We start from the raw sequence: 19,263 nt of genomic DNA on the forward strand, positions 1-19,263 counted from the left end.
AAGCGGGCCCGAGAGATTACAGATTCCGCAGCGCGGCGACTACTGCGTCGCCCATTTCTTGCGTACCGACCTTGGTGCAACCCTGGGACCAGATGTCGCCAGTGCGCAGGCCCTGGTCGAGCACCAGGCTCACGGCCTGCTCGATGGCATCCGCGGCGTCGGTCAGGTTGAAGCTGTAACGCAGCATCATCGACACCGACAAAATGGTCGCCAACGGGTTGGCAATGCCCTGCCCGGCGATGTCCGGCGCCGAACCGTGGCACGGCTCGTACATGCCCTTGTTGTTGGCATCCAGGGAGGCCGACGGCAGCATGCCGATGGAACCGGTAAGCATCGAGGCCTGGTCGGACAGGATGTCGCCGAACAGGTTGTCGGTGACGATCACGTCGAACTGCTTCGGTGCACGCACCAGCTGCATGGCGGCGTTATCGACGTACATGTGGCTCAGCTCGACGTCCGGGTAGTCCTTGGCGACTTCTTCGACGATTTCACGCCACAGCTGGCTGGACGCCAATACGTTGGCCTTGTCCACCGAGCAGACCTTCTTGCCACGCACACGGGCCATGTCGAAACCGACACGGGCGATACGGCGGATTTCACTCTCGCTGTACGGCAGGGTGTCGTAGGCCTGACGCTCGCCATTCTCCAACTCGCGCACGCCCCGTGGCGAGCCGAAGTAGATACCGCCGGTCAGTTCGCGGACGATCAGGATGTCCAGGCCCGCGACGATTTCCGGCTTGAGGCTGGAAGCGTCCGCCAGTTGCGGGTAAAGGATCGCCGGGCGCAGGTTGCCGAACAGGCCCAGTTGCGCACGGATCTTCAGCAGGCCGCGCTCAGGGCGGATGTCACGCTCGATCTTGTCCCACTTCGGGCCACCCACGGCGCCCAGCAGCACGGCGTCGGCTGCGCGGGCACGCTCCAGGGTTTCGTCGGCCAGAGGCACGCCGTGCTTGTCGATGGCCGCGCCGCCGATCACGTCGTGGCTCAGTTCGAAGCCCAGGCTGTACTTGGCGTTAGCCACTTCCAGCACCTTGACCGCTTCGGCCATGATTTCCGGACCAATGCCGTCGCCAGGGAGAATCAGAATCTGCTTGCTCATGGGTTCCTCATTTCATCAAGCGACCCGCCCGTGGGCAGGTCGGGAAAAATTAATCAGCGTTCGGCCCACACCACCAGCACGTCGGTGCTGAAGGTGCCGTCGGCTTGAATCTCGAAATAATCACGCACTTCCTGGCCCATTGCCTTTTGCAGCTCCAGGATCGCGGCACGCAATACCTCTGGGGTGCGCATGCGCTCGACCCACGAGGTGTATTCCAGGCGCAGGCGCTGGCGGCTGCTGTTGCGCACATGCAAACCGGCTTCGCTGAGCTGGCGCATCCACTCGCCGGCGGAATAGTCACGCACGTGGCTGGTGTCGCGCAGCACTTCGACGGTTTGCAGGTAAGTGTCCAACAGCGGGCTGCCCGGTGACAAGACGTCCACGAAAGCGGCCACGCCACCCGGTTTGAGCACCCGGCGCACTTCACGCAGGGCCAGGCCCAGGTCGCTCCAATGGTGCGCCGAGTAGCGGCTGAACACGAAGTCGAATTCGCCATCGGCAAACGGCAGGCGCTCGGCGGCGCCGTGCACGGTGCGGATGTTGTCCAGGCCACGGTCCACGGCAGCGGCGGCCACCACGTCAAGCATCTGTTGGGACAGGTCGTACGCCACCACTTCTTTAACCAACGGTGCCACGTTGAAACTCACGTGACCGGCGCCGCAACCCAGGTCCAGCAGTCGTGCAGCGCCCTGCCCGGCCAGTTCGGCCTGGAGCAGCGCGAACTCGGTGCCTTGAGCATGTACTGCGCTGCTCAGGTAGGCCGAGGCCTGTTCGCCGAATTGTTTTTGCACGACTTGGGTGTGGGCGGTGCTGGTCATGATGATGTCCCTGGTTTTTGTGTTGCTGTTGCTGGCCCTTTCGCGAGCAAGCCCGCTCCCACATTCGACCGAGTTCCTTCAGTTGAAATGCAATCAAATGTGGGAGCGGGCTTGCTCGCGAAGGGGCCAGTCCGGTCTACATGGAATCAAGCGTCACGAAACAACCAAGGCTGGCTGGCCCGGTGTTTGGTTTCAAACGCTGCAATCGCATCGCCGTCCTGCAAGGTCAGGCCGATATCGTCCAGGCCATTGATCAGGCAGTGCTTGCGGAAGGCGTCCACTTCAAAGTGATACACCTTGCCGTCCGGACGGGTCACGGTCTGCGCCGCCAGGTCGATGGTCAACTGGTAGCCCACATCGGCTTCCACCTGCTGGAACAACTCATCCACTTCGGCATCGCTCAAGATGATCGGCAGCAAGCCGTTCTTGAAGCTGTTGTTGAAGAAGATGTCGGCGTAGCTCGGCGCGATGATGCTGCGAAAGCCATATTCTTCCAGGGCCCACGGCGCGTGCTCACGGCTGGAGCCGCAACCGAAGTTTTCCCGGGCGAGCAACACGCTGGCACCCTGGTAACGCTCGGCGTTGAGTACAAAGTCCTTGTTCAGCGGGCGCTTGGAGTTGTCCTGGTAGGCGTAGCCCACGTCCAGGTAGCGCCACTCGTCGAACAGGTTCGGGCCAAAACCGGTGCGCTTGATCGATTTCAAGAACTGCTTGGGAATGATCTGGTCGGTGTCCACGTTGGCACGGTCCAACGGCGCGACTAAACCGGTGTGTTGAGTAAAAGCTTTCATCGGGTATTCCTCAGATCAATTCGCGAACGTCGATGAAACGACCGTTGACGGCAGCCGCAGCAGCCATGGCCGGGCTGACGAGATGGGTACGGCCACCGGCGCCCTGACGCCCTTCGAAGTTACGGTTGGAGGTGGACGCGCAATGCTCGCCCGACTCCAAACGGTCCGGGTTCATCGCCAGGCACATCGAGCAACCCGGCTCGCGCCATTCAAAACCGGCTTCGAGGAAGATCTTGTCGAGGCCTTCGGCTTCAGCCTGGGCCTTGACCAGGCCCGAACCTGGCACCACGATCGCCTGCTTGATGGTAGAGGCGACTTTGCGGCCCTTGGCGATCACCGCCGCAGCGCGCAAATCCTCGATCCGCGAGTTGGTGCAGGAGCCGATGAATACGCGATCCAGCTGGATGTCGGTAATCGCCTGATTGGCTTTCAAGCCCATGTACTTCAAGGCGCGCTCAATGGAACCACGCTTGACCAGGTCGGTTTCCTTGGCCGGGTCCGGCACGTTCTGGTCAACGGCCAACACCATTTCCGGCGAGGTGCCCCAGCTGACTTGCGGCTTGATCTGGGCGGCATCGAGGGTAACCACGGTGTCGAACACCGCATCGGCGTCGGAAACCAGGTCTTTCCAGGCTTCGACAGCGGCGTCCCAATCGGCACCGCTCGGTGCGAATGGGCGACCCTTGACGTAGGCAATGGTCTTTTCGTCCGCCGCCACCATGCCCACGCGGGCACCGGCTTCGATGGACATGTTGCAGATGGTCATGCGGCCTTCGATGGACAGGTCGCGAATCGCGCTGCCGGCGAATTCGATGGCGTGGCCGTTACCGCCGGCGGTGCCGATCTTGCCGATCACGGCGAGGACGATGTCCTTGGCAGTGACGCCGAAAGGCAACTCACCTTCCACCGACACCAACATGTTCTTCATTTTCTTGGCGACGAGGCACTGGGTGGCGAATACATGTTCCACCTCGGAGGTACCAATACCGTGGGCCAGGGCGCCAAACGCACCGTGGGTAGAGGTGTGGGAGTCGCCGCAAACCACGGTCATGCCGGGCAAGGTAGCGCCCTGCTCCGGGCCGATCACGTGAACGATGCCCTGGCGCACGTCATTCATCTTGAATTCGGTGATGCCATATTCGTCGCAGTAATCATCGAGGGTCTGCACCTGGAGGCGCGACACGGTGTCGACGATGGCGTCGATCCCGCCTTTACGCTCCGGTGTGGTCGGCACGTTGTGGTCCGGGGTGGCGATGATCGAGTCGACGCGCCAAGGCTTGCGCCCGGCCAGTCGCAGGCCTTCGAACGCTTGGGGCGAGGTCACTTCATGGATGATGTGACGGTCGATGTAGATCAGCGACGACCCATCATCGCGCCGTTTCACTTCATGGGAATCCCAAAGCTTGTCGTAAAGCGTTTTGCCGGCCATCACGCGGTCCTCATCAGGTGTTTCTATGCCCCGGGCCTTGAACGATTCAATAACCCTTTGGCTTGTGAGGCTGATGGTATGGCGCTACATTAAATAACTCAAATTCATATTTTTTATGCTTTGGATTACCAACTGGAATAGCACAATGGACCTGGCCAACCTCAATGCCTTTATCGCCATCGCCGAGACCGGCAGCTTCTCCGGTGCCGGTGAACGCCTGCACCTGACCCAACCGGCCATCAGCAAGCGCATCGCCGGCCTGGAGCAACAATTAAAGGTGCGCCTGTTCGACCGGCTGGGGCGTGAAGTCGGCCTCACCGAAGCCGGACGGGCGCTGCTGCCCCGGGCGTATCAGATTCTCAATGTACTGGACGACACCCGCCGCGCCCTGACCAACCTCACCGGCGAAGTCAGCGGGCGCCTGACGCTGGCCACCAGCCATCACATCGGCCTGCACCGCTTGCCACCGGTCCTGCGCACGTTCACCCGGGAATACCCGAATGTCGCGCTGGACATTCAGTTTCTCGATTCGGAAGTGGCCTACGAAGAAATCCTCCATGGCCGCGCCGAAGTGGCCGTGATCACCCTGGCGCCGGAACCCCACACGCTGGTGCGGGCCACCCCGGTGTGGGACGACCCACTGGATTTCGTGGTGGCGCCGGAACACAGCCTGATCAGCAACGGCAGCGTCAGCCTGGCGGACATCGCCCGGCACCCGGCGGTGTTTCCCGGCGGCAACACCTTTACCCACCATATCGTGCAGCGGCTGTTCGAGGCCCAGGGCCTGACGCCAAACATCGCCATGAGCACCAACTACCTGGAAACCATCAAGATGATGGTCTCCATTGGCCTTGCCTGGAGCGTGTTGCCGCGCACCATGCTCGATGACCAGGTAGCACGCATCGCTTTGCCGGGCATACAGCTCAGTCGCCAGCTAGGCTATATCGTGCACACCGAAAGGACGCTGTCGAACGCTGCGCGGGCTTTCATGAGCCTATTGGATGCACAGGTCGATCTGCCAGGGAATCAGGCTTGAATCGCCGTGGCCCGTAGACCGTGGAACCCGCGCCGAACGCCCATCGAGCCAAGGCCCTTTGATAATGCGCAACCCCGTCGATACCGTGCCACCCCTGCCCCGCATCTACGCCCTGGACCCACAGGAGGCGGAGCAAAGCTGGGACAGCGCGCCGCAACTGCTGGCGGCGCTCAACGCTGCCCGGCTGGGCGCCTGGAGCTGGGAAATCGATACCGGCCGGATCAGCTGGTCCCGAGGCACTCAGGCCCTGTTCGGCTTCGACCCGCGCCAGCCGCTGCCTGAAGACCTGGAGTACCTGGACCTGCTGGCCCCCGAGGACCGCGCCAAGGTGGTCCGGGCCTTTCATGCGGTGCTGGCCGGCGAACCCGCTGTCCAGGCCATGCACCACCGTATCCAATGGCCCGATGGCAGCCTGCACTGGCTGGAAATCAACGGCAGCCTGCTACCGGACAAGGCCGGGCGTCGGCGAATGATCGGGGTGATCCGCGAAATCACCCACCAGCGCGAGCGCGAACACGCCCTCAGCCATTCGGAAAAGCGCTTCGCCACCCTGTTCCATTTGTGCCCGCTGATGGTCCTGCTGACCCGCCAGGCGGACGGCCTGATCAGCGAAGCCAACCAGTATTTCGAAAGCCTGTTCGGCTGGCCGTTGGCCGATGCCATTGGCCGCAGCACATTGGAGCTGGGCCTCTGGGTACACCCGGAACAACGCGCGCATCTGGTCAAGGCCACCCAGCGCAAAGGCGCCCCCATCACCATGGAAGTGCAGTTTCGCGCCAGCAACGGGCAGGTCCACGATGGCACCCTCAGCGCCCAGAAAGTCGAGCTGGACGGCGAGGACTACCTGATCAGCACCTTCCTCGACACCACCGAGCGCAAGAATGCCGAGCAGGCCCTCAAGGACAGCCAGGAACGCCTGGACCTGGCCCTGGACTCGGCGCAACTGGGCACCTGGGACTGGCACATCCCCAGCGGCATGCTCTATGGCTCGGCCCGCGCCGCCCAACTGCACGGGCTGGAACCCCAACCGTTCCACGAATCCTTCGAGGCCTTCTTTGAAGGCATGCCCCAGGAAGAGCGCGAGAGCATGCGTAACGCCTACCGCACCCTGCGCGAAGGCCCGGCGGGCAACTACCAACTGACCTACCGCGTGCAACTGGAAGACGGCAGTTCGCGCTACCTGGAAAGCCGCGCCCGCCTGTATCGCGATGACACGGGCGTACCGTTGCGAATGGCCGGGACCCTGCTCGACATCACCGACCAGGTTGAACGTGAGCAGCGCCTGATCGCATCCGAAGAAAAATTCGCCAGCCTGTTCCTCGCCAGCCCCGACCCAATCTGCGTGACGCGCCTGGAGACCGGCCAGTTTATCGAGATCAACCCGGCCTTCACCCAGACCTTCGGCTGGACCGCCGCCGAGGTGCTCAACAACAACGCCGAGCAGATCGGCTTGTGGGAGGAGTCCAGCCAACGCCTGCAGCGCATCGAGCAGGTGATCCGCGAACAATCCCTGAGCAACGTGGCAATCACCGTTCATCACAAGAACGGCCAGACCCTGAACTGTGTGATATCCAGCCGCCTGATCCAGGTCAGCGACCAACCCTGCATCGTCACCACCCTGCGGGACATCACCCAACAACAACGCTCGGAAGCGGCGCTCAAGGCCAGCGAAGAGAAGTTCGCCAAGGCCTTTCATTCCAGCCCCGATGCGGTGTCGATCACCGAGCGCGATACCGGGCGCTACGTGGAGGTCAATGACGGTTTCTGCCGCCTCACCGGCTACCGCGCCGAAGAAGCGATCGGCCTGACGCTGTACCAGATCGGCATCTGGGCCGATGAAAACCAGCGCGCGGCGTTATTGGCCGAGTTGCAGATCAAGGGCCGCATTCATCACCTGGAAATGCTCTGGCACAACAAGCGCGGTGAAGTGCTGGCGGTTGAAGTGTCGGTGGAGCCCATCACCCTCAATGAAACCCCCTGCCTGTTGCTGACCGCCCGGGACGTCAGCCTGCTGAAAAACGCCCAGGCGCAGATTCGCCACCTGGCCTATCACGACCCGCTGACCAACCTGCCCAACCGCGCCCTGTTGATGGACCGCCTGAGCCAGCAGATCGCCCTGCTCAAGCGCCACAACCTGCGGGGCGCCCTGCTGTTTCTTGACCTGGACCACTTCAAGCACATCAACGATTCCCTCGGCCACCCGGTCGGCGACACGGTGCTGAAGATCGTCACTGCACGCCTTGAAGCCAGTGTGCGCATGGAAGACACCGTGGCACGCCTGGGCGGCGATGAGTTTGTGGTGCTGCTCAGCGGCCTGGAAGGCACGCGCCCGCAAGTCAGCACTCAGGTCCAGGAGCTGGCCGATACCCTGCGCGAACTGTTATCCGAACCGATGTTCCTGGATGGCCACCGCCTGCAAGTCACCCCGAGCATCGGCGTGGCGCTGATCCCCGATCACGGCTCAACCCCGGCAGATTTGCTCAAGCGCGCCGACATCGCCCTGTACCGGGCCAAGGATTCAGGGCGCAACACCATCCAGATGTTCCACAACAGCATGCAGAAAACCGCCAGCGAGCGGCTGCGCATGGAAACCGACCTGCGCCTGGCCCTGGCCCGCGGCGAGTTCAGCGTGCATTACCAACCCCAGGTGGATGCGCGCGGCAACACCATCGTCGGCGCCGAGGCCCTGGTGCGCTGGCAACATCCGCAGTTGGGCGCACAGTCCCCGACGGAATTCATCAAGGTCCTGGAAGACAGCGGCCTGATCCTTGAAGTGGGCACCTGGATCCTCGACGAAGCCTGCAGCACCTTCGCGCAGTTGATTGCCGAGGGGCTGGTAGACCCGCTGAACTTCAGCCTGTGCGTCAACATCAGCCCGCGGCAGTTTCGCCAGAATGATTTTGTCGAACGGGTAGAACGCAGCCTGCGCACCCACCACCTGCCTTATACCCTGCTGAAGCTGGAAATCACCGAAGGCATCGTGATCCAGAATCTGGACGACACCATCAGCAAAATGCGCCGCCTGAAAAAGCTCGGCGTGAGTTTTGCGATGGATGATTTCGGCACCGGCTATTCGTCGCTGACCTACCTCAAGCGCCTGCCGGTGGATGCGCTGAAGATCGACCAGTCGTTTGTGCGCGACGCCACCCATGACCCCAACGATGCGGAGATCATCCGTGCCATTGTGGCCATGGCGCGCAGCTTGAACCTGGACGTCATTGCCGAAGGAGTGGAAACCCCTGAGCAACTGGCGTTTTTGCAGGGGCTTGGGTGTCATTTGTATCAGGGGTATCTGCACAGTCGGCCCTTGCCGGTGGAAGGGTTCAGGCAGGTACTGAAGCGAATGCCCCAGGCCACTTCATCGGAATAAGTTGCACCGGATTTTCCTGATGGGCAGCTGCTTTTTGAGCCTGTAGGTTCAGGTGCTTTCCATTTTCGGACACACCTACCATGCAGGATGCAAAGCACTCCCCGGCGCTGCTAGGCGGCGCCTCGAGATAACCGGCGCCAGGGTTGATGGACACCATGGGAGCAGACAGGGCATACAGCCAATGCTGTTGAATTTCATCCATGACCAGGAGGTTCCAGAGTCGATGAGAGTAGCCGAGGCCAACTACCTATGCGGACACAGATTGCAAGGCATATGCAGCCGGCCACCATCGACTTGTCCTTTCTGCGCGCAGAAAAAAGACCACGAGATCTCGTGGCCTGTGTTTCTCAAACTCTGCACCTTTAAACCTAAACCAGCGTTAGCGCGGTGCCCTCTTCATCCATCCAGCTTGATGATTTCAGTGGGTGTTTATACCCGTAATCATCAAAAGCCCCATCAACGACGACAACAGAATGCATGAAGTTCGCCAACGTGCCGGTTGCACCATCTGCCAGCGCCTGGACGCTGCTGCTTCGGGTAAAGGCGAACAAACCCAGACGCCGCAGTGCATCACCAGGGGTCTCGCCATCATTGAGCGTGCTCATCGCCGCTTCAAAGCTCTCGCCGGCACGAAACTCGTGGTTCTCCATTTGCGCCCGCTTGGCGCTGACGGCGTACAGGAAATTCGCATCCTTGAGCAGGCCGGCGTCGGTGCCTTTGAAATTCGAGTGTTCCCGGGCTGTTTTCAGTTCTGCATGGGTCAAGCTGACCTTGCTGGAATCGCGCATCGTCACGGTATAACCGTCGCGGGTCTCGGTGATGTTTTTATAGATGCCCCGGGGACTTTGCCCATACTTCATCATCGCCGCCTTGATCGCCGATACCGTGACACAGTTCCCCTCGACACCTTGATAGAATCCACTCCAGATATCCCCAGGCCTGACCCCGACCGGTACATTGGAAATAGGTGGGGGCCGCGTGCTTGAACCAACGGACACTCCGTCCGGTACCTCCTCGGCGAGCATGTAGCCATAAGATTTGACGATAGATGGCTTGTCACCATTGCTGTGCTGCAGGCCATCCAGTACCAAGGCACTCGAATAGCCAAAAGTACTGACCACCCCCACCGCGCCCTGCTCCTGCATCTTGGCGGGTGGCACGATGCGCAAGAAGCCAGTCATGCCCAAGCCCTTCAACACGCGGTATTCCGTATCGCCTTTGAGCGTGTTCGATAAAACCTTTTCAAACGATGCCCCAGGCTCCTGGTCACCGCGGGTCATCTGCTTGCGCTTCGTGTACGCCGCCAGCATGAAGTTGGCCTGCTTCACCGCGTCGGGGTTGTTCCCAGCGAATCGCGAGGCCGTGGTCGCTTGCTGCAACTCTTGCCGGGAAAAATGCAGTTCGAAACCGTCCTTCATCGTGATGTTATAACCGTCTCCCGCCGGGGTGACTTTCTCGAACATATCCGTGGCGTCTGGACCAAACCTCATCATCATCATTTTTATGACGCAGGCATGGCTGCTGCCATCAACAACCTCACCGAATCCTCGCTCGGCCGCGTTAAATCCGCTGAGAATGTCAATGGGCTTGCGGCCACGCCGGGTGGACGGCGTATCGACGTGGGGAACATCGACCGGAGCAACCGGCACATCCCGCTTGACCGGCTTAGCCGTTTGCCCCTCCTTGTCCAGCACGTAGACGTAGGGACGGTCGGGGCGATATTGACGGTCAAACCGATGCGCCACCCCATCCCGAATCAGCGCGGCACCGAAGTTATGCGCCTCCATGACGCCGACAGAGTTCTTGCCGACGAGTTGCTCCGAAGGGATCTGCTGCATAAAACGGCCCATGCCCATGCCCTTGAGCAGGTTCGATGCAGTCTCACCCTGTAAGGACGTGGTCAAGGCCGCGTTAAAGCTGCTGCTGATACGGCTGTCGGAACTGGACAATTGTTTGCGCTTGACGAAGACAGCCAATGCGAAATTCGCGTTTTCCACTGTACTGGCATCACCACCGACAAATCTCGACGCTGAGGCAGTGCCATGCACTTCATGATCGGAAACATGCAACTTATAACCGTCTTTCAGCGTAACGTCATACCCCGAGCCAACGCGCTTTACTTCATCAAATAGATCAGCGCGCGCAGGACCGAAGGTCGATATCATCATCTGGATAACAGCAGAATGGCTGCTCGTATCAAAATGCTCACCGAACTGTCGCTCGGTAGAATTCAAAGTACTTACACTGTCGACGGATTTATTTTCGCCCCCGTATACACGCGCCGGATGATGGACCGCCGTACTCATTGCATAACCCGTATTCATCGTAATCATGGAGCACTCCTTTAAAGGGCGAACACACAATAGCCCGTGGTAAACGCTGCCACCTGCACGTTGCGTTCAGGCATAAAAAGAAAGTGCATGAACACGGCATACAGTATTTTCTGCACGCGATGAACTGCACTCAGTCAGATAATAAGTTCAACAAGATCTAGTTATAGATTTAACGTGTTGCGCAGCAACGATCATCTTCTTATTGTTTTATGGACGGCCCGTTAGCCAACCAATGCAATAGCCCGTCCAAACCGCGGTCTTCCCGCTTTAGTCCCATACATCTCCTCACACCCATCAACCACTGCTACAGAGTGCCTGCTCCTGTTGACCATACCGATCAATGATTTATCAGCAAACGCACTGACCGGAACTTCTTTCATATGCTGGCGCAAGCCCAGACGCTTGAAGCCTTCCCCGGGCCCCGTTTCGTCCTCACCGTCGTTGAGGCTGTTGATCGCGGATTGAAAGCTCCTGCCTGCAGTCCCGTCATTGTTTTCCAGCATCGCTCGCTTGGCGCTGACGGCAAATAGAAAGTGCGCATCCTTGAGCATGCCGGGATCGCGCATCGGGACAAACTTCGAGCCACGTCTGGCTTGGGCCAATTCATCCTTGCTCAAATCCAGCGCGTACCCGTCACGCATGACAATGTGATAGCCATCACCCTTGGCTTGAACAGACTTGAAGATATCGGTCGGGCTTTGACCGAACTTCGCCATCGCCGCCTTGATCGCCGAAATGGTCACGCAATTACCGTCAGGGCCCTGGCGAAAACCGTTCCATATATTTGCCGGCTTGGCGCCGTTGCGCTTATCGGACAGATCAGGAAGCGGCTGCTGTGTTGGATCCGGCAGGGGTGCATCCGGCTTGGGCAGCACTGCCGGCGGGGGTGCAGGCGTTACCTTGGTCGCCACTGTATTCGCCAGTTCCTTGCCCGCCAGCAGGCCTTGCAACTGTGTAAAAAACTGGGTGAACAGTTCGAGGAGCTTTGCTAACAGCGGGGTGTCGCTGGCTGTGTTCCCAACGGTACTTTGATCGTTATTACCGAACGATGAGAGAACCTGTTTATTAACGAATACCGGCTGCACGGGAACCGATCGTCCTGGTGTGTTGCCGGTTTGCGAATGTTGATAATAGTTTCTGACCGCGCCCGCATTATTGATTTCTGAACAAGACATATAACCATCCTTCATCAAGGGCCCCCCGACGTTTTTTATCGGGAGCGCCTTGTTGAAAAAAACTGAGGAAGTGGCCGACTTACCTGCTTATCCGGCGGCCGGGATTAAACCGCCAGTCGTTGTCGAACGCTCGACGCCTGCCGCTGGTTTCGAACTCAAAGAAATCCTCAGACGGCCCTGGCGAAGTGATGTCCGGCTCCGGCTTATCCGGCTTCGGAGCATCTGGTTTAGGCGCATCCGGCTTCGGTGGGACCGGAGCGTCTGGCTTCGGCGGGACCGGTGCATCGGGCTTCGGTGGGACTGGCACGTCTGCCTTCGGCGGAACCGGTGCATCGGGCTTCGGCGGAACCGGCACGTCTGGCTTCGGCGGGACCGGTGCATCGGGCTTCGGCGGAACCGGCACGTCGGCCTTCGGCGGAACCGGTGCATCGGGCTTAGGCGAAACCGGCACATCCGGCTTCGGCGGGACCGGTGCATCGGGCTTCGGCGGGACCGGCACGTCTGGCTTCGGCGGGACCGGTGCATCGGGCTTCGGCGGAACTGGCACGTCTGGCTTCGGCGGGACCGGCACGTCCGGCTTCGGCGGGACCGGTGCATCTGGCTTCGGCGGAACCGGCACGTCGGCCTTCGGCGGGACCGGTGCATCGGGCTTAGGCGGGACCGGCTTCGTTGCATCCGGGTGAGGACAATGGCAGTTCATCACTTGGACCGTGACGTTCACGTCGGAACTGCTCCGGGCGTTCGGCTGCACGTCCTTGCCCGATGCGGGGTCTGGCCTGCGGGGCTCTGGCAGGGGTTTAGGCGTTACCTTAACCTCGGAACTCGGGACCGCTGGATTGTTTGCTGGCTTGTCTTTCTGTACCGACACCTCAGGGTTGGGCCCGGACTTGTCCTTGAGTGCAGTGTTCAATACCGGCGAGTTGGTCTCGGCTTTGTCCTTGGCTACAGTGTTCGGCACTTGCGAGTCAGTCCCCGCCTTGTCCTTGGCCGCAGTGTCCGGCACATTCGATTTACTGTCCGCCTTATCCTTCACCGGAGTATCGCTACTCTTTTCGGGTTTAGGCAGCGGGCCAGCATCGGGTACCAACTTGGGCACCCCCCCCTGCCCGGACAGCATGTTCCGTATGGCCTTGAATGCATATTCAAACAACTCGAACAACTTCTCGAGTGCATCCTTGTTGAAGGTAACGGTTCCATCCGTCACCACGGCGGGATTGTTTTTCAATACTGTGCCGGGCGTATTCGCCCGGATTTCGCCGGCGCTCTTGTCGACAGACTTTGGCAGGTCTGCATTCTGCTGATTGAAGTCATTAGTCAAGCGAGGGAAATTATTGACCGACAAATTAGACATAAACAAATCCTTATTCAGTGATTGCCAAAACTCCTTCAGCGGTCTGCAAACAGACCGTCCAGGTTCTGGACTGGAAACAAACCCGAGTGCTGCACACTCCCTACTTTCGTGGGTGTTGCGAGCATCGGGTTCCGAAAATCGGCCTTCACATAAGGAAATCAAATGAAAATAGAGACTTTATCCTATGGACTTTCCGTAAAACATCATGCCTACCCGGTGGTCGCCGTGGGCAAAATGGATATATCAGGCAACAGTCAGCCGTTAAGGCAAATTGATGAAATCACTCACCCACGCCAGTCATTCATATCTGTGTTATTGCGCGCGCCCCTCATACTCCAACTAACAAAACTTAAAAATATGCGCCGCTGACACCGCAAGACTCTGTAGCAAACAAGAAACTTGCTCACATATATAAAGCAATCAAAAAGCTCTAGTCACGTGCCCACAAACACTCGCTGTTAACGATCCGTGGCCTTATTTCAAGCAAAAAAAAGGGCGCCCACGGCACCCTTTCCTACTGAATTGAAACGCTTATATATATGTACTCAATTTTGCAGCGCAACCGAATCAGGCACCCCCAACAATCGTCCTACCTGCTCCAGGTCGGTTTCCCGCCGCATCAGCGTAAATAGTTCAACTGCTTCGGGATAGTTGCGGGTCAGCATCGCCAGCCATTGCTTCAAGCGTCCCGGCGCCTGGCGCTCGGTCAATTGCTCAACGGATTGCCGCCAGAATTCCTGGAGCATGGGTTGCATCTGCGCCCAAGTCATCTCGACCACCTCTTCCCCGGCCCGCGCGGCAGCAATCTGCCGGGCCAGGTCGGGACGGGCCACCAGACCGCGACCGAGCATGATGTCTTCGACACCACTGATTTCGCGACACCGCCGCCAGTCTTCAACGCTCCAGATATCACCGTTGGCGAACACTGGCACCTTGACCACCTCTTGCACACGCGGGATCCACTCCCAGTGCGCCGGAGGTTTGTAGCCGTCAGCCTTGGTGCGGGCATGCACCACGATATGCGCTGCGCCGCCTTCGGCCAGGGCTGTGGCGCACACCAGGGCACCGTCGGGGCTGTCGAAGCCCAGGCGCATCTTGGCCGTGACGGGAATATGTGCCGGCACCGCACGCCGTACGTGTTCGACGATCTGGTTAAGCAGCTCCGGCTCCTTGAGCAGCACCGCACCGCCACGGGACTTGTTCACGGTCTTGGCCGGGCAACCGAAGTTGAGGTCAACCACCTGAGAGCCCAGCTCACACGCCAGGGCGGCGTTTTCCGCCAAACACACCGGGTCTGAACCGAGTAACTGCACACGCAGCGGCACGCCGGCAGCGGTCTTGGCACCGTGCAGCAACTCAGGGGCGAGTTTGTGGAAATAGGCAGGCGTCAGCAGGCGGTCGTTGACCCGGATGAACTCGGTCACGCACCAATCAATACCACCGACCCGGGTCAGCACGTCCCGCAGGATGTTGTCGACCAACCCCTCCATGGGCGCCAAAGCAATTTGCATGGAAAACACTCAACGAAAAACGTGGCGCAGTTTACTGGTTTCAGACGCTGGCAGGTAATCCGCCTTGCAGCGCAGGGCCATAACCCTCAAGAAATTCCGACGGCATGCGCTTGGGCTTGCCGCTGGACAGTTCGATGCAGACAAAGGTTGTTTGCGCTCGCAGCAAGGTAGCGCCATCACGCGGGCGTACCAGCTGGAAGCGTCGTGTCATTTTCAGGCGCTGGTCCCAGTCGACGATCCAGGTCGCCAACTGCAGCTCATCGCCCTCGTAACCGGCGGCGAGGTAATCGATCTCATGACGCACCACGGCCATCGCGCGATCCAGCCTGCGGTACTCGCTAAGGTCCAGCCCCAGGCGCTGGGAATGGCGCCAGGCGCAGCGTTCGAGCCAGGACACGTAAACGGCGTTGTTGGCGTGCCCCAGACCGTCGATGTCTTCGGCACCGACCTGCAGATCGATGATAAATGGCGTTGCCAAATCCCAGCCCATGGGGTGCTCCCGGTCGATTAATGTCGGCGGCGAGCAGTGTAACCCATGGCTCAGGCGGTTTGGCGCTCCGGCATGTGGCGGCCGGCCAGCAGCGCCAGCACGCCCTCGATCACACGCGGATCCGCCAGCACTTTCTGGTGCCCGCCCTGCTCCAGGCGCAGCAGGCGGCTGTCGAACCAGGCGTCATGGATGACCTGGCAAGCCTTGACCGAGACGAAGGTATCGTCTTCGGCATGCACGATCAGGCCCGGGATATTCATTTGATAGTGGGCGACATCGAGGTGCTTGAGGGGCATGCCCATCGTCAGCTCGACCTCCTGGATAAACGCCGAACGCGCTCGCGCCGGCAAACCGACCATGCCGGCAAAGCCGCGCAGTACGTCGAGAAACCGCGAGGGTGCGGCGATGCTGACCAACGCCTTGGTGCGCAAGCCCAACTGCACCGCCAACATCGCGCTGGCCCCACCCATGGAGTGACCGACAACCGCATGCAGCGGTGGCAGTTCGGCAGCCGCTTCCAGCATGGCACGGGCAAACAGCAGCACATGGGCTTCGCGCCCCGGCGAACGCCCGTGAGCCGGACCATCCAGCGCAACCACCGAATAACCCGCCTCCACCAATGCGCTGATCAGGCTGGCGAATTGCGTCGGGCGCCCTTCCCAGCCGTGCATCAACAGCACCGCAGGGCCCTGGCCCCACTTCAGCGCCGACAGGCCGAAACGCAAAGTGATGCGCTCGGACTGCGCCAGCAGCGGCAGCTCCCAATCACGGGGCGGCAAATCGCGAGGCGTCATGAACACCCGACGCATCTTGCTGGCCACCGTTTGCGGCGCCAGCCGGCCCAAGGTGCCATTGACGCCACGAATCCATTTCAACGTGCCCATCGCTCATCCCTCAGGCCAGAAGCCGTTCTTAACGCACTGCGGACTTGGCCGCACGCAATACACGATCCGATAACTCACCCGGGCCCAGGGCGCGGGCCAGCGACAAGCCACCGATCATCAGTGCCATGTCGGCCAGGGCCTTGTCGGTGTCTTCCGGGCTGGCGGCCAGCTGTGCTGCCATCAGTTCGCAGTGTTCGTTCAAGGCCTGGCGAAATTCGTCCGGCAGGCGGCTCATCTCGCCCACGGTGGACGGGATCGGGCACGCCTGGCTGGTGGAGTCACGGTGTTTACGCGACAGGTAGAACGCTGCGACCAGCGCGCGACGCTCTTCACCGGTCAGCGAGGAGTCCATGTCATCGACGGCGGCGCGACGCCGGGCCAGCAACTCGGTGAAGGCCTCCAGCATCAGTGCGTCCTTGCTTTCAAAGTGCGCGTAGAAACCGCCGACGGTAAGCCCCGCCGCGCCCATGACTTCGCCCACACTCGGCTCGGCCGGGCCGCGTTGTACCAGGGCGGCGCCGGCAGCTTGCAGAATGCGTTCACGGGTTTGCGCTTTTTTATCGTTCATCGTTGCCTCCGAATCTCATGCTTCGAATATTATTACCATAATAATATTTCGCAAGCCACAGGCATGACCATTGGTCAGAAGAACATTCAGGGAAAAAGGAAGGAGGATTGGCCAAACGCCAGACAAACAAAAGGGCCATTCAATAATTGAATGACCCTTAAAAATCCCGCAGAGCGGGTAATCGTGGCGTCCCCTAGGGGACTCGAACCCCTGTTACCGCCGTGAAAGGGCGGTGTCCTAGGCCACTAGACGAAGGGGACACAAACCTTCTGTACAACTGATCAGCGCTGAGAACTGATCGAATTCAAGGACGGTGTGGCCAGACCTTGAACCTGTAAATTGGTGGAGCTAAACGGGATCGAACCGTTGACCTCTTGCATGCCATGCAAGCGCTCTCCCAGCTGAGCTATAGCCCCGGATTTTTCGCCTCGCGGCGCAGCAGACCTTTCGAACTGCTTGTTGAAACTGGCGTCCCCTAGGGGACTCGAACCCCTGTTACCGCCGTGAAAGGGCGGTGTCCTAGGCCACTAGACGAAGGGGACACAAACCTTCTATACAACGTGATCAGGCTGAGTCTGATCGAATTCAAGGACGGTGTGGCCAGACCTTGAACCTGTAAATTGGTGGAGCTAAACGGGATCGAACCGTTGACCTCTTGCATGCCATGCAAGCGCTCTCCCAGCTGAGCTATAGCCCCTCGTCGGTGAGGACGGGGCGAATCTTAATGGCGTATTCGAAACGTGTCAAATTTATTTTCAACAATTTTCAAAATTTTTTGCCGAGATAACAATCACTTACCGAGCAAACCCCGGAAAACCGGGGTTTGGCCGTTACAACAGCGTGCTTAAGCGATAGCGCCCAGCAGCTTTTCCCATTCCTTGTTTTCTTTCTTCGACACACCACCAAGCAAATCAAGGGCTTGGCGCAGACGGAAGCGAGTCAGGTCCGGGCCCAGAATTTCCATCGCATCGAGCACCGACACCGAACTCGCCTGCCCGGTGATCGCGGCAAACATCAGCGGCATGGCATCGCGCAATTTCAGCTCCAGGGATTCAACCACCGCCTGGATAGTCGCGGTAATCGCATCCTTCTCCCACTGGCGCAGGCTTTCGAGCTTCCACAGGATCAACTGCATCAACTGGCGAACCTGGTCACCCGAGAGTTTCTTCGACTCAAACAGCTTCACGTCCGGGTTCACGCCACCGGCAAAGAAGAAACTCGCCAACGGTGCGACCTGGCTGAAGGTCTCCACCCTGCCCTGCACCAGCGGCGCGATCTTCATCATGTACTCGGGGTTCAACGCCCATTTCTGCACGCGGCTGGCGAACTCTTCCACCGGCAGGTCACGCAGCCACTGGCCGTTGAGCCACGAGAGTTTCTCGATGTCGAAGATCGGCCCACCCAGGGACACGCGGGACAGGTCGAAGTTATCGACCATTTCCTGCAACGAGAACTTCTCGCGCTCGTCCGGCATCGACCAGCCCATGCGGCCCAGGTAGTTGAGCATCGCTTCGGGCATGAAGCCCATGCGCTCGTAGAAGGTCACCGAGGTCGGGTTCTTGCGCTTGGACAGCTTGCTCTTGTCCGGGTTACGCAGCAGCGGCATGTAGCACAGCTGCGGTTGTTCCCAGCCGAAGTACTCGTACAGCAGGATCAGTTTCGGCGCCGATGGCAGCCACTCTTCGCCACGCAGTACGTGGGTGATGCCCATCAAGTGGTCGTCCACCACGTTGGCCAGGAAGTACGTCGGCAGGCCGTCGGTCTTCATCAGCACTTGCATGTCCATGCGGTCCCACGGGATCTCGACGTCACCGCGCAACATGTCCGGCACCACGCACACGCCTTCGCTCGGCACCTTCATGCGGATAACGTGCGGTTCGCCGGCAGCCAGGCGCCGGGCCACTTCTTCCTTCGACAGCAGCAGTGCGCGGCCGTCATAGCGCGGGGTTTCACCACGGGCCTGTTGCTCGGCACGCATCTGGTCCAGCTCTTCGGCGGTGCAGAAGCACGGGAAGGCGTGGCCCATGTCGACCAGTTGCTGGGTGTACTGCTTGTAGATGTCGCTGCGCTCGCTCTGGCGATACGGGCCGTGGGGGCCGCCGACGTCCGGGCCTTCAGCCCAGGTAATGCCCAACCAGCGCAGGGCATCGAAAATCTGCTGTTCCGACTCGCGCGTGGAGCGCAGTTGATCGGTGTCTTCGATCCGCAGGATGAATTCACCGCCATGCTGCTTGGCAAAGCAGTAGTTGAACAAGGCGATGTAAGCAGTACCTACGTGGGGATCCCCAGTAGGCGATGGCGCGATGCGCGTGCGGACGGTGGTCATGGCGGGTCTCGAATTGGCGATAAAACTGAAAATGAAACAAGGGGCGAATGGTAACAGCCCCAAGCCCTTGGGCTCCAGCGTG

15 protein-coding genes and 4 tRNA genes are annotated in these 19,263 nt (G+C 59.9%); 3 read left to right on the forward strand and 16 right to left on the reverse strand.

Annotated elements, in window-relative coordinates:
• Window positions 1-16 precede the first annotated feature (16 nt).
• The 4 genes from leuB to leuC all read right to left on the reverse strand — a co-directional run bounded on the left by leuB (window position 17) and on the right by leuC (window position 4,137).
• Window positions 17-1,099 (reverse strand): 3-isopropylmalate dehydrogenase, encoded by a 1,083-nt coding sequence (gene leuB, locus HX815_RS21760; protein ID WP_003212664.1) that lies wholly within the window; start codon window positions 1,097-1,099, stop codon window positions 17-19.
• A 53-nt stretch (window positions 1,100-1,152) separates the two neighbouring features.
• The gene (locus HX815_RS21765) at window positions 1,153-1,917 is read right to left on the reverse strand and encodes a class I SAM-dependent methyltransferase (RefSeq protein WP_003212662.1); all 765 of its coding nucleotides are present in this window, start codon (window positions 1,915-1,917) and stop codon (window positions 1,153-1,155) included.
• 146 nt (window positions 1,918-2,063) lie between these two features.
• Window positions 2,064-2,708, reverse strand: a complete 645-nt coding sequence (leuD, locus tag HX815_RS21770; RefSeq protein WP_003212660.1) for a 3-isopropylmalate dehydratase small subunit — start codon at window positions 2,706-2,708, stop codon at window positions 2,064-2,066.
• Between the two features lie 10 nt (window positions 2,709-2,718).
• Window positions 2,719-4,137: a 3-isopropylmalate dehydratase large subunit gene (leuC, locus tag HX815_RS21775; protein WP_003212658.1), complete on the reverse strand. Its 1,419-nt coding sequence runs from the start codon at window positions 4,135-4,137 to the stop codon at window positions 2,719-2,721.
• 145 nt (window positions 4,138-4,282) lie between these two features.
• Here leuC and HX815_RS21780 point away from each other — a divergent pair, with 145 nt between their 5' ends.
• On the forward strand, window positions 4,283-5,173 hold the full coding sequence (locus HX815_RS21780; RefSeq protein ID WP_003212656.1) for a LysR family transcriptional regulator: 891 nt from the start codon (window positions 4,283-4,285) through the stop codon (window positions 5,171-5,173).
• A gap of 64 nt (window positions 5,174-5,237) precedes the next feature.
• Entirely contained in the window at window positions 5,238-8,543 is a 3,306-nt protein-coding gene (locus HX815_RS21785; RefSeq protein ID WP_008438761.1) for a bifunctional diguanylate cyclase/phosphodiesterase, read from the forward strand.
• 368 nt (window positions 8,544-8,911) lie between these two features.
• Here HX815_RS21785 and HX815_RS21790 read toward each other — a convergent pair whose 3' ends face one another.
• From HX815_RS21790 to HX815_RS21800, 3 genes are all read right to left on the reverse strand, one after another.
• Complete coding sequence (locus HX815_RS21790) at window positions 8,912-10,876, reverse strand: hypothetical protein (RefSeq protein ID WP_177028865.1); 1,965 nt, start codon at window positions 10,874-10,876, stop codon at window positions 8,912-8,914.
• Between the two features lie 221 nt (window positions 10,877-11,097).
• Window positions 11,098-12,051: a hypothetical protein gene (locus HX815_RS21795; protein WP_218168994.1), complete on the reverse strand. Its 954-nt coding sequence runs from the start codon at window positions 12,049-12,051 to the stop codon at window positions 11,098-11,100.
• A 79-nt stretch (window positions 12,052-12,130) separates the two neighbouring features.
• The gene (locus HX815_RS21800) at window positions 12,131-13,402 is read right to left on the reverse strand and encodes an adhesin (RefSeq protein ID WP_177028866.1); all 1,272 of its coding nucleotides are present in this window, start codon (window positions 13,400-13,402) and stop codon (window positions 12,131-12,133) included.
• 162 nt (window positions 13,403-13,564) lie between these two features.
• Here HX815_RS21800 and HX815_RS21805 point away from each other — a divergent pair, with 162 nt between their 5' ends.
• Complete coding sequence (locus HX815_RS21805; protein WP_134326072.1) at window positions 13,565-13,771, forward strand: hypothetical protein; 207 nt, start codon at window positions 13,565-13,567, stop codon at window positions 13,769-13,771.
• Between the two features lie 176 nt (window positions 13,772-13,947).
• Here HX815_RS21805 and HX815_RS21810 read toward each other — a convergent pair whose 3' ends face one another.
• The 9 genes from HX815_RS21810 to gltX form a co-directional block, all read right to left on the reverse strand.
• A complete protein-coding gene (locus HX815_RS21810) occupies window positions 13,948-14,913 on the reverse strand; it encodes a tRNA-dihydrouridine synthase (RefSeq protein WP_003214454.1) in 966 nt (321 codons plus the stop codon).
• Window positions 14,914-14,953: 40 nt separating this feature from the next.
• A complete protein-coding gene (locus tag HX815_RS21815) occupies window positions 14,954-15,403 on the reverse strand; it encodes a thioesterase family protein (RefSeq protein WP_177028867.1) in 450 nt (149 codons plus the stop codon).
• A 50-nt stretch (window positions 15,404-15,453) separates the two neighbouring features.
• On the reverse strand, window positions 15,454-16,287 hold the full coding sequence (locus HX815_RS21820; protein ID WP_177020870.1) for an alpha/beta hydrolase: 834 nt from the start codon (window positions 16,285-16,287) through the stop codon (window positions 15,454-15,456).
• A 28-nt stretch (window positions 16,288-16,315) separates the two neighbouring features.
• Window positions 16,316-16,855, reverse strand: coding sequence for a TetR/AcrR family transcriptional regulator (locus tag HX815_RS21825; RefSeq protein WP_003214462.1), 540 nt, complete (start codon window positions 16,853-16,855; stop codon window positions 16,316-16,318).
• 184 nt (window positions 16,856-17,039) lie between these two features.
• Window positions 17,040-17,115, reverse strand: a tRNA-Glu gene (locus HX815_RS21830).
• An 80-nt stretch (window positions 17,116-17,195) separates the two neighbouring features.
• Window positions 17,196-17,271, reverse strand: a tRNA-Ala gene (locus HX815_RS21835).
• A gap of 50 nt (window positions 17,272-17,321) precedes the next feature.
• A tRNA-Glu gene (locus HX815_RS21840) sits at window positions 17,322-17,397 on the reverse strand.
• 79 nt (window positions 17,398-17,476) lie between these two features.
• Window positions 17,477-17,552 (reverse strand) — tRNA-Ala (locus HX815_RS21845).
• A 147-nt stretch (window positions 17,553-17,699) separates the two neighbouring features.
• The gene (gene gltX, locus HX815_RS21850; RefSeq protein ID WP_177028868.1) at window positions 17,700-19,181 is read right to left on the reverse strand and encodes a glutamate--tRNA ligase; all 1,482 of its coding nucleotides are present in this window, start codon (window positions 19,179-19,181) and stop codon (window positions 17,700-17,702) included.
• Window positions 19,182-19,263 lie beyond the last annotated feature (82 nt).

The sequence above is a fragment of the Pseudomonas sp. E6002 genome (assembly GCF_013385565.1).
Taxonomy (GTDB): Bacteria; Pseudomonadota; Gammaproteobacteria; order Pseudomonadales; family Pseudomonadaceae; genus Aquipseudomonas.

Excerpts from the sequence above, each read along its gene's own strand:
- leuB (WP_003212664.1), bottom strand. The coding sequence starts at position 1,099 with ATGAGCAAGCAGATTCTGATTCTCCCTGGCGACGGCATTGGTCCGGAA.
- HX815_RS21765 (WP_003212662.1), bottom strand. The coding sequence starts at position 1,917 with ATGACCAGCACCGCCCACACCCAAGTCGTGCAAAAACAATTCGGCGAA.
- leuD (WP_003212660.1), bottom strand. The coding sequence starts at position 2,708 with ATGAAAGCTTTTACTCAACACACCGGTTTAGTCGCGCCGTTGGACCGT.
- leuC (WP_003212658.1), bottom strand. The coding sequence starts at position 4,137 with ATGGCCGGCAAAACGCTTTACGACAAGCTTTGGGATTCCCATGAAGTG.
- HX815_RS21780 (WP_003212656.1), top strand. The coding sequence starts at position 4,283 with ATGGACCTGGCCAACCTCAATGCCTTTATCGCCATCGCCGAGACCGGC.
- HX815_RS21785 (WP_008438761.1), top strand. The coding sequence starts at position 5,238 with ATGCGCAACCCCGTCGATACCGTGCCACCCCTGCCCCGCATCTACGCC.
- HX815_RS21790 (WP_177028865.1), bottom strand. The coding sequence starts at position 10,876 with ATGATTACGATGAATACGGGTTATGCAATGAGTACGGCGGTCCATCAT.
- HX815_RS21795 (WP_218168994.1), bottom strand. The coding sequence starts at position 12,051 with ATGTCTTGTTCAGAAATCAATAATGCGGGCGCGGTCAGAAACTATTAT.
- HX815_RS21800 (WP_177028866.1), bottom strand. The coding sequence starts at position 13,402 with ATGTCTAATTTGTCGGTCAATAATTTCCCTCGCTTGACTAATGACTTC.
- HX815_RS21805 (WP_134326072.1), top strand. The coding sequence starts at position 13,565 with ATGAAAATAGAGACTTTATCCTATGGACTTTCCGTAAAACATCATGCC.
- HX815_RS21810 (WP_003214454.1), bottom strand. The coding sequence starts at position 14,913 with ATGCAAATTGCTTTGGCGCCCATGGAGGGGTTGGTCGACAACATCCTG.
- HX815_RS21815 (WP_177028867.1), bottom strand. The coding sequence starts at position 15,403 with ATGGGCTGGGATTTGGCAACGCCATTTATCATCGATCTGCAGGTCGGT.
- HX815_RS21820 (WP_177020870.1), bottom strand. The coding sequence starts at position 16,287 with ATGGGCACGTTGAAATGGATTCGTGGCGTCAATGGCACCTTGGGCCGG.
- HX815_RS21825 (WP_003214462.1), bottom strand. The coding sequence starts at position 16,855 with ATGAACGATAAAAAAGCGCAAACCCGTGAACGCATTCTGCAAGCTGCC.
- gltX (WP_177028868.1), bottom strand. The coding sequence starts at position 19,181 with ATGACCACCGTCCGCACGCGCATCGCGCCATCGCCTACTGGGGATCCC.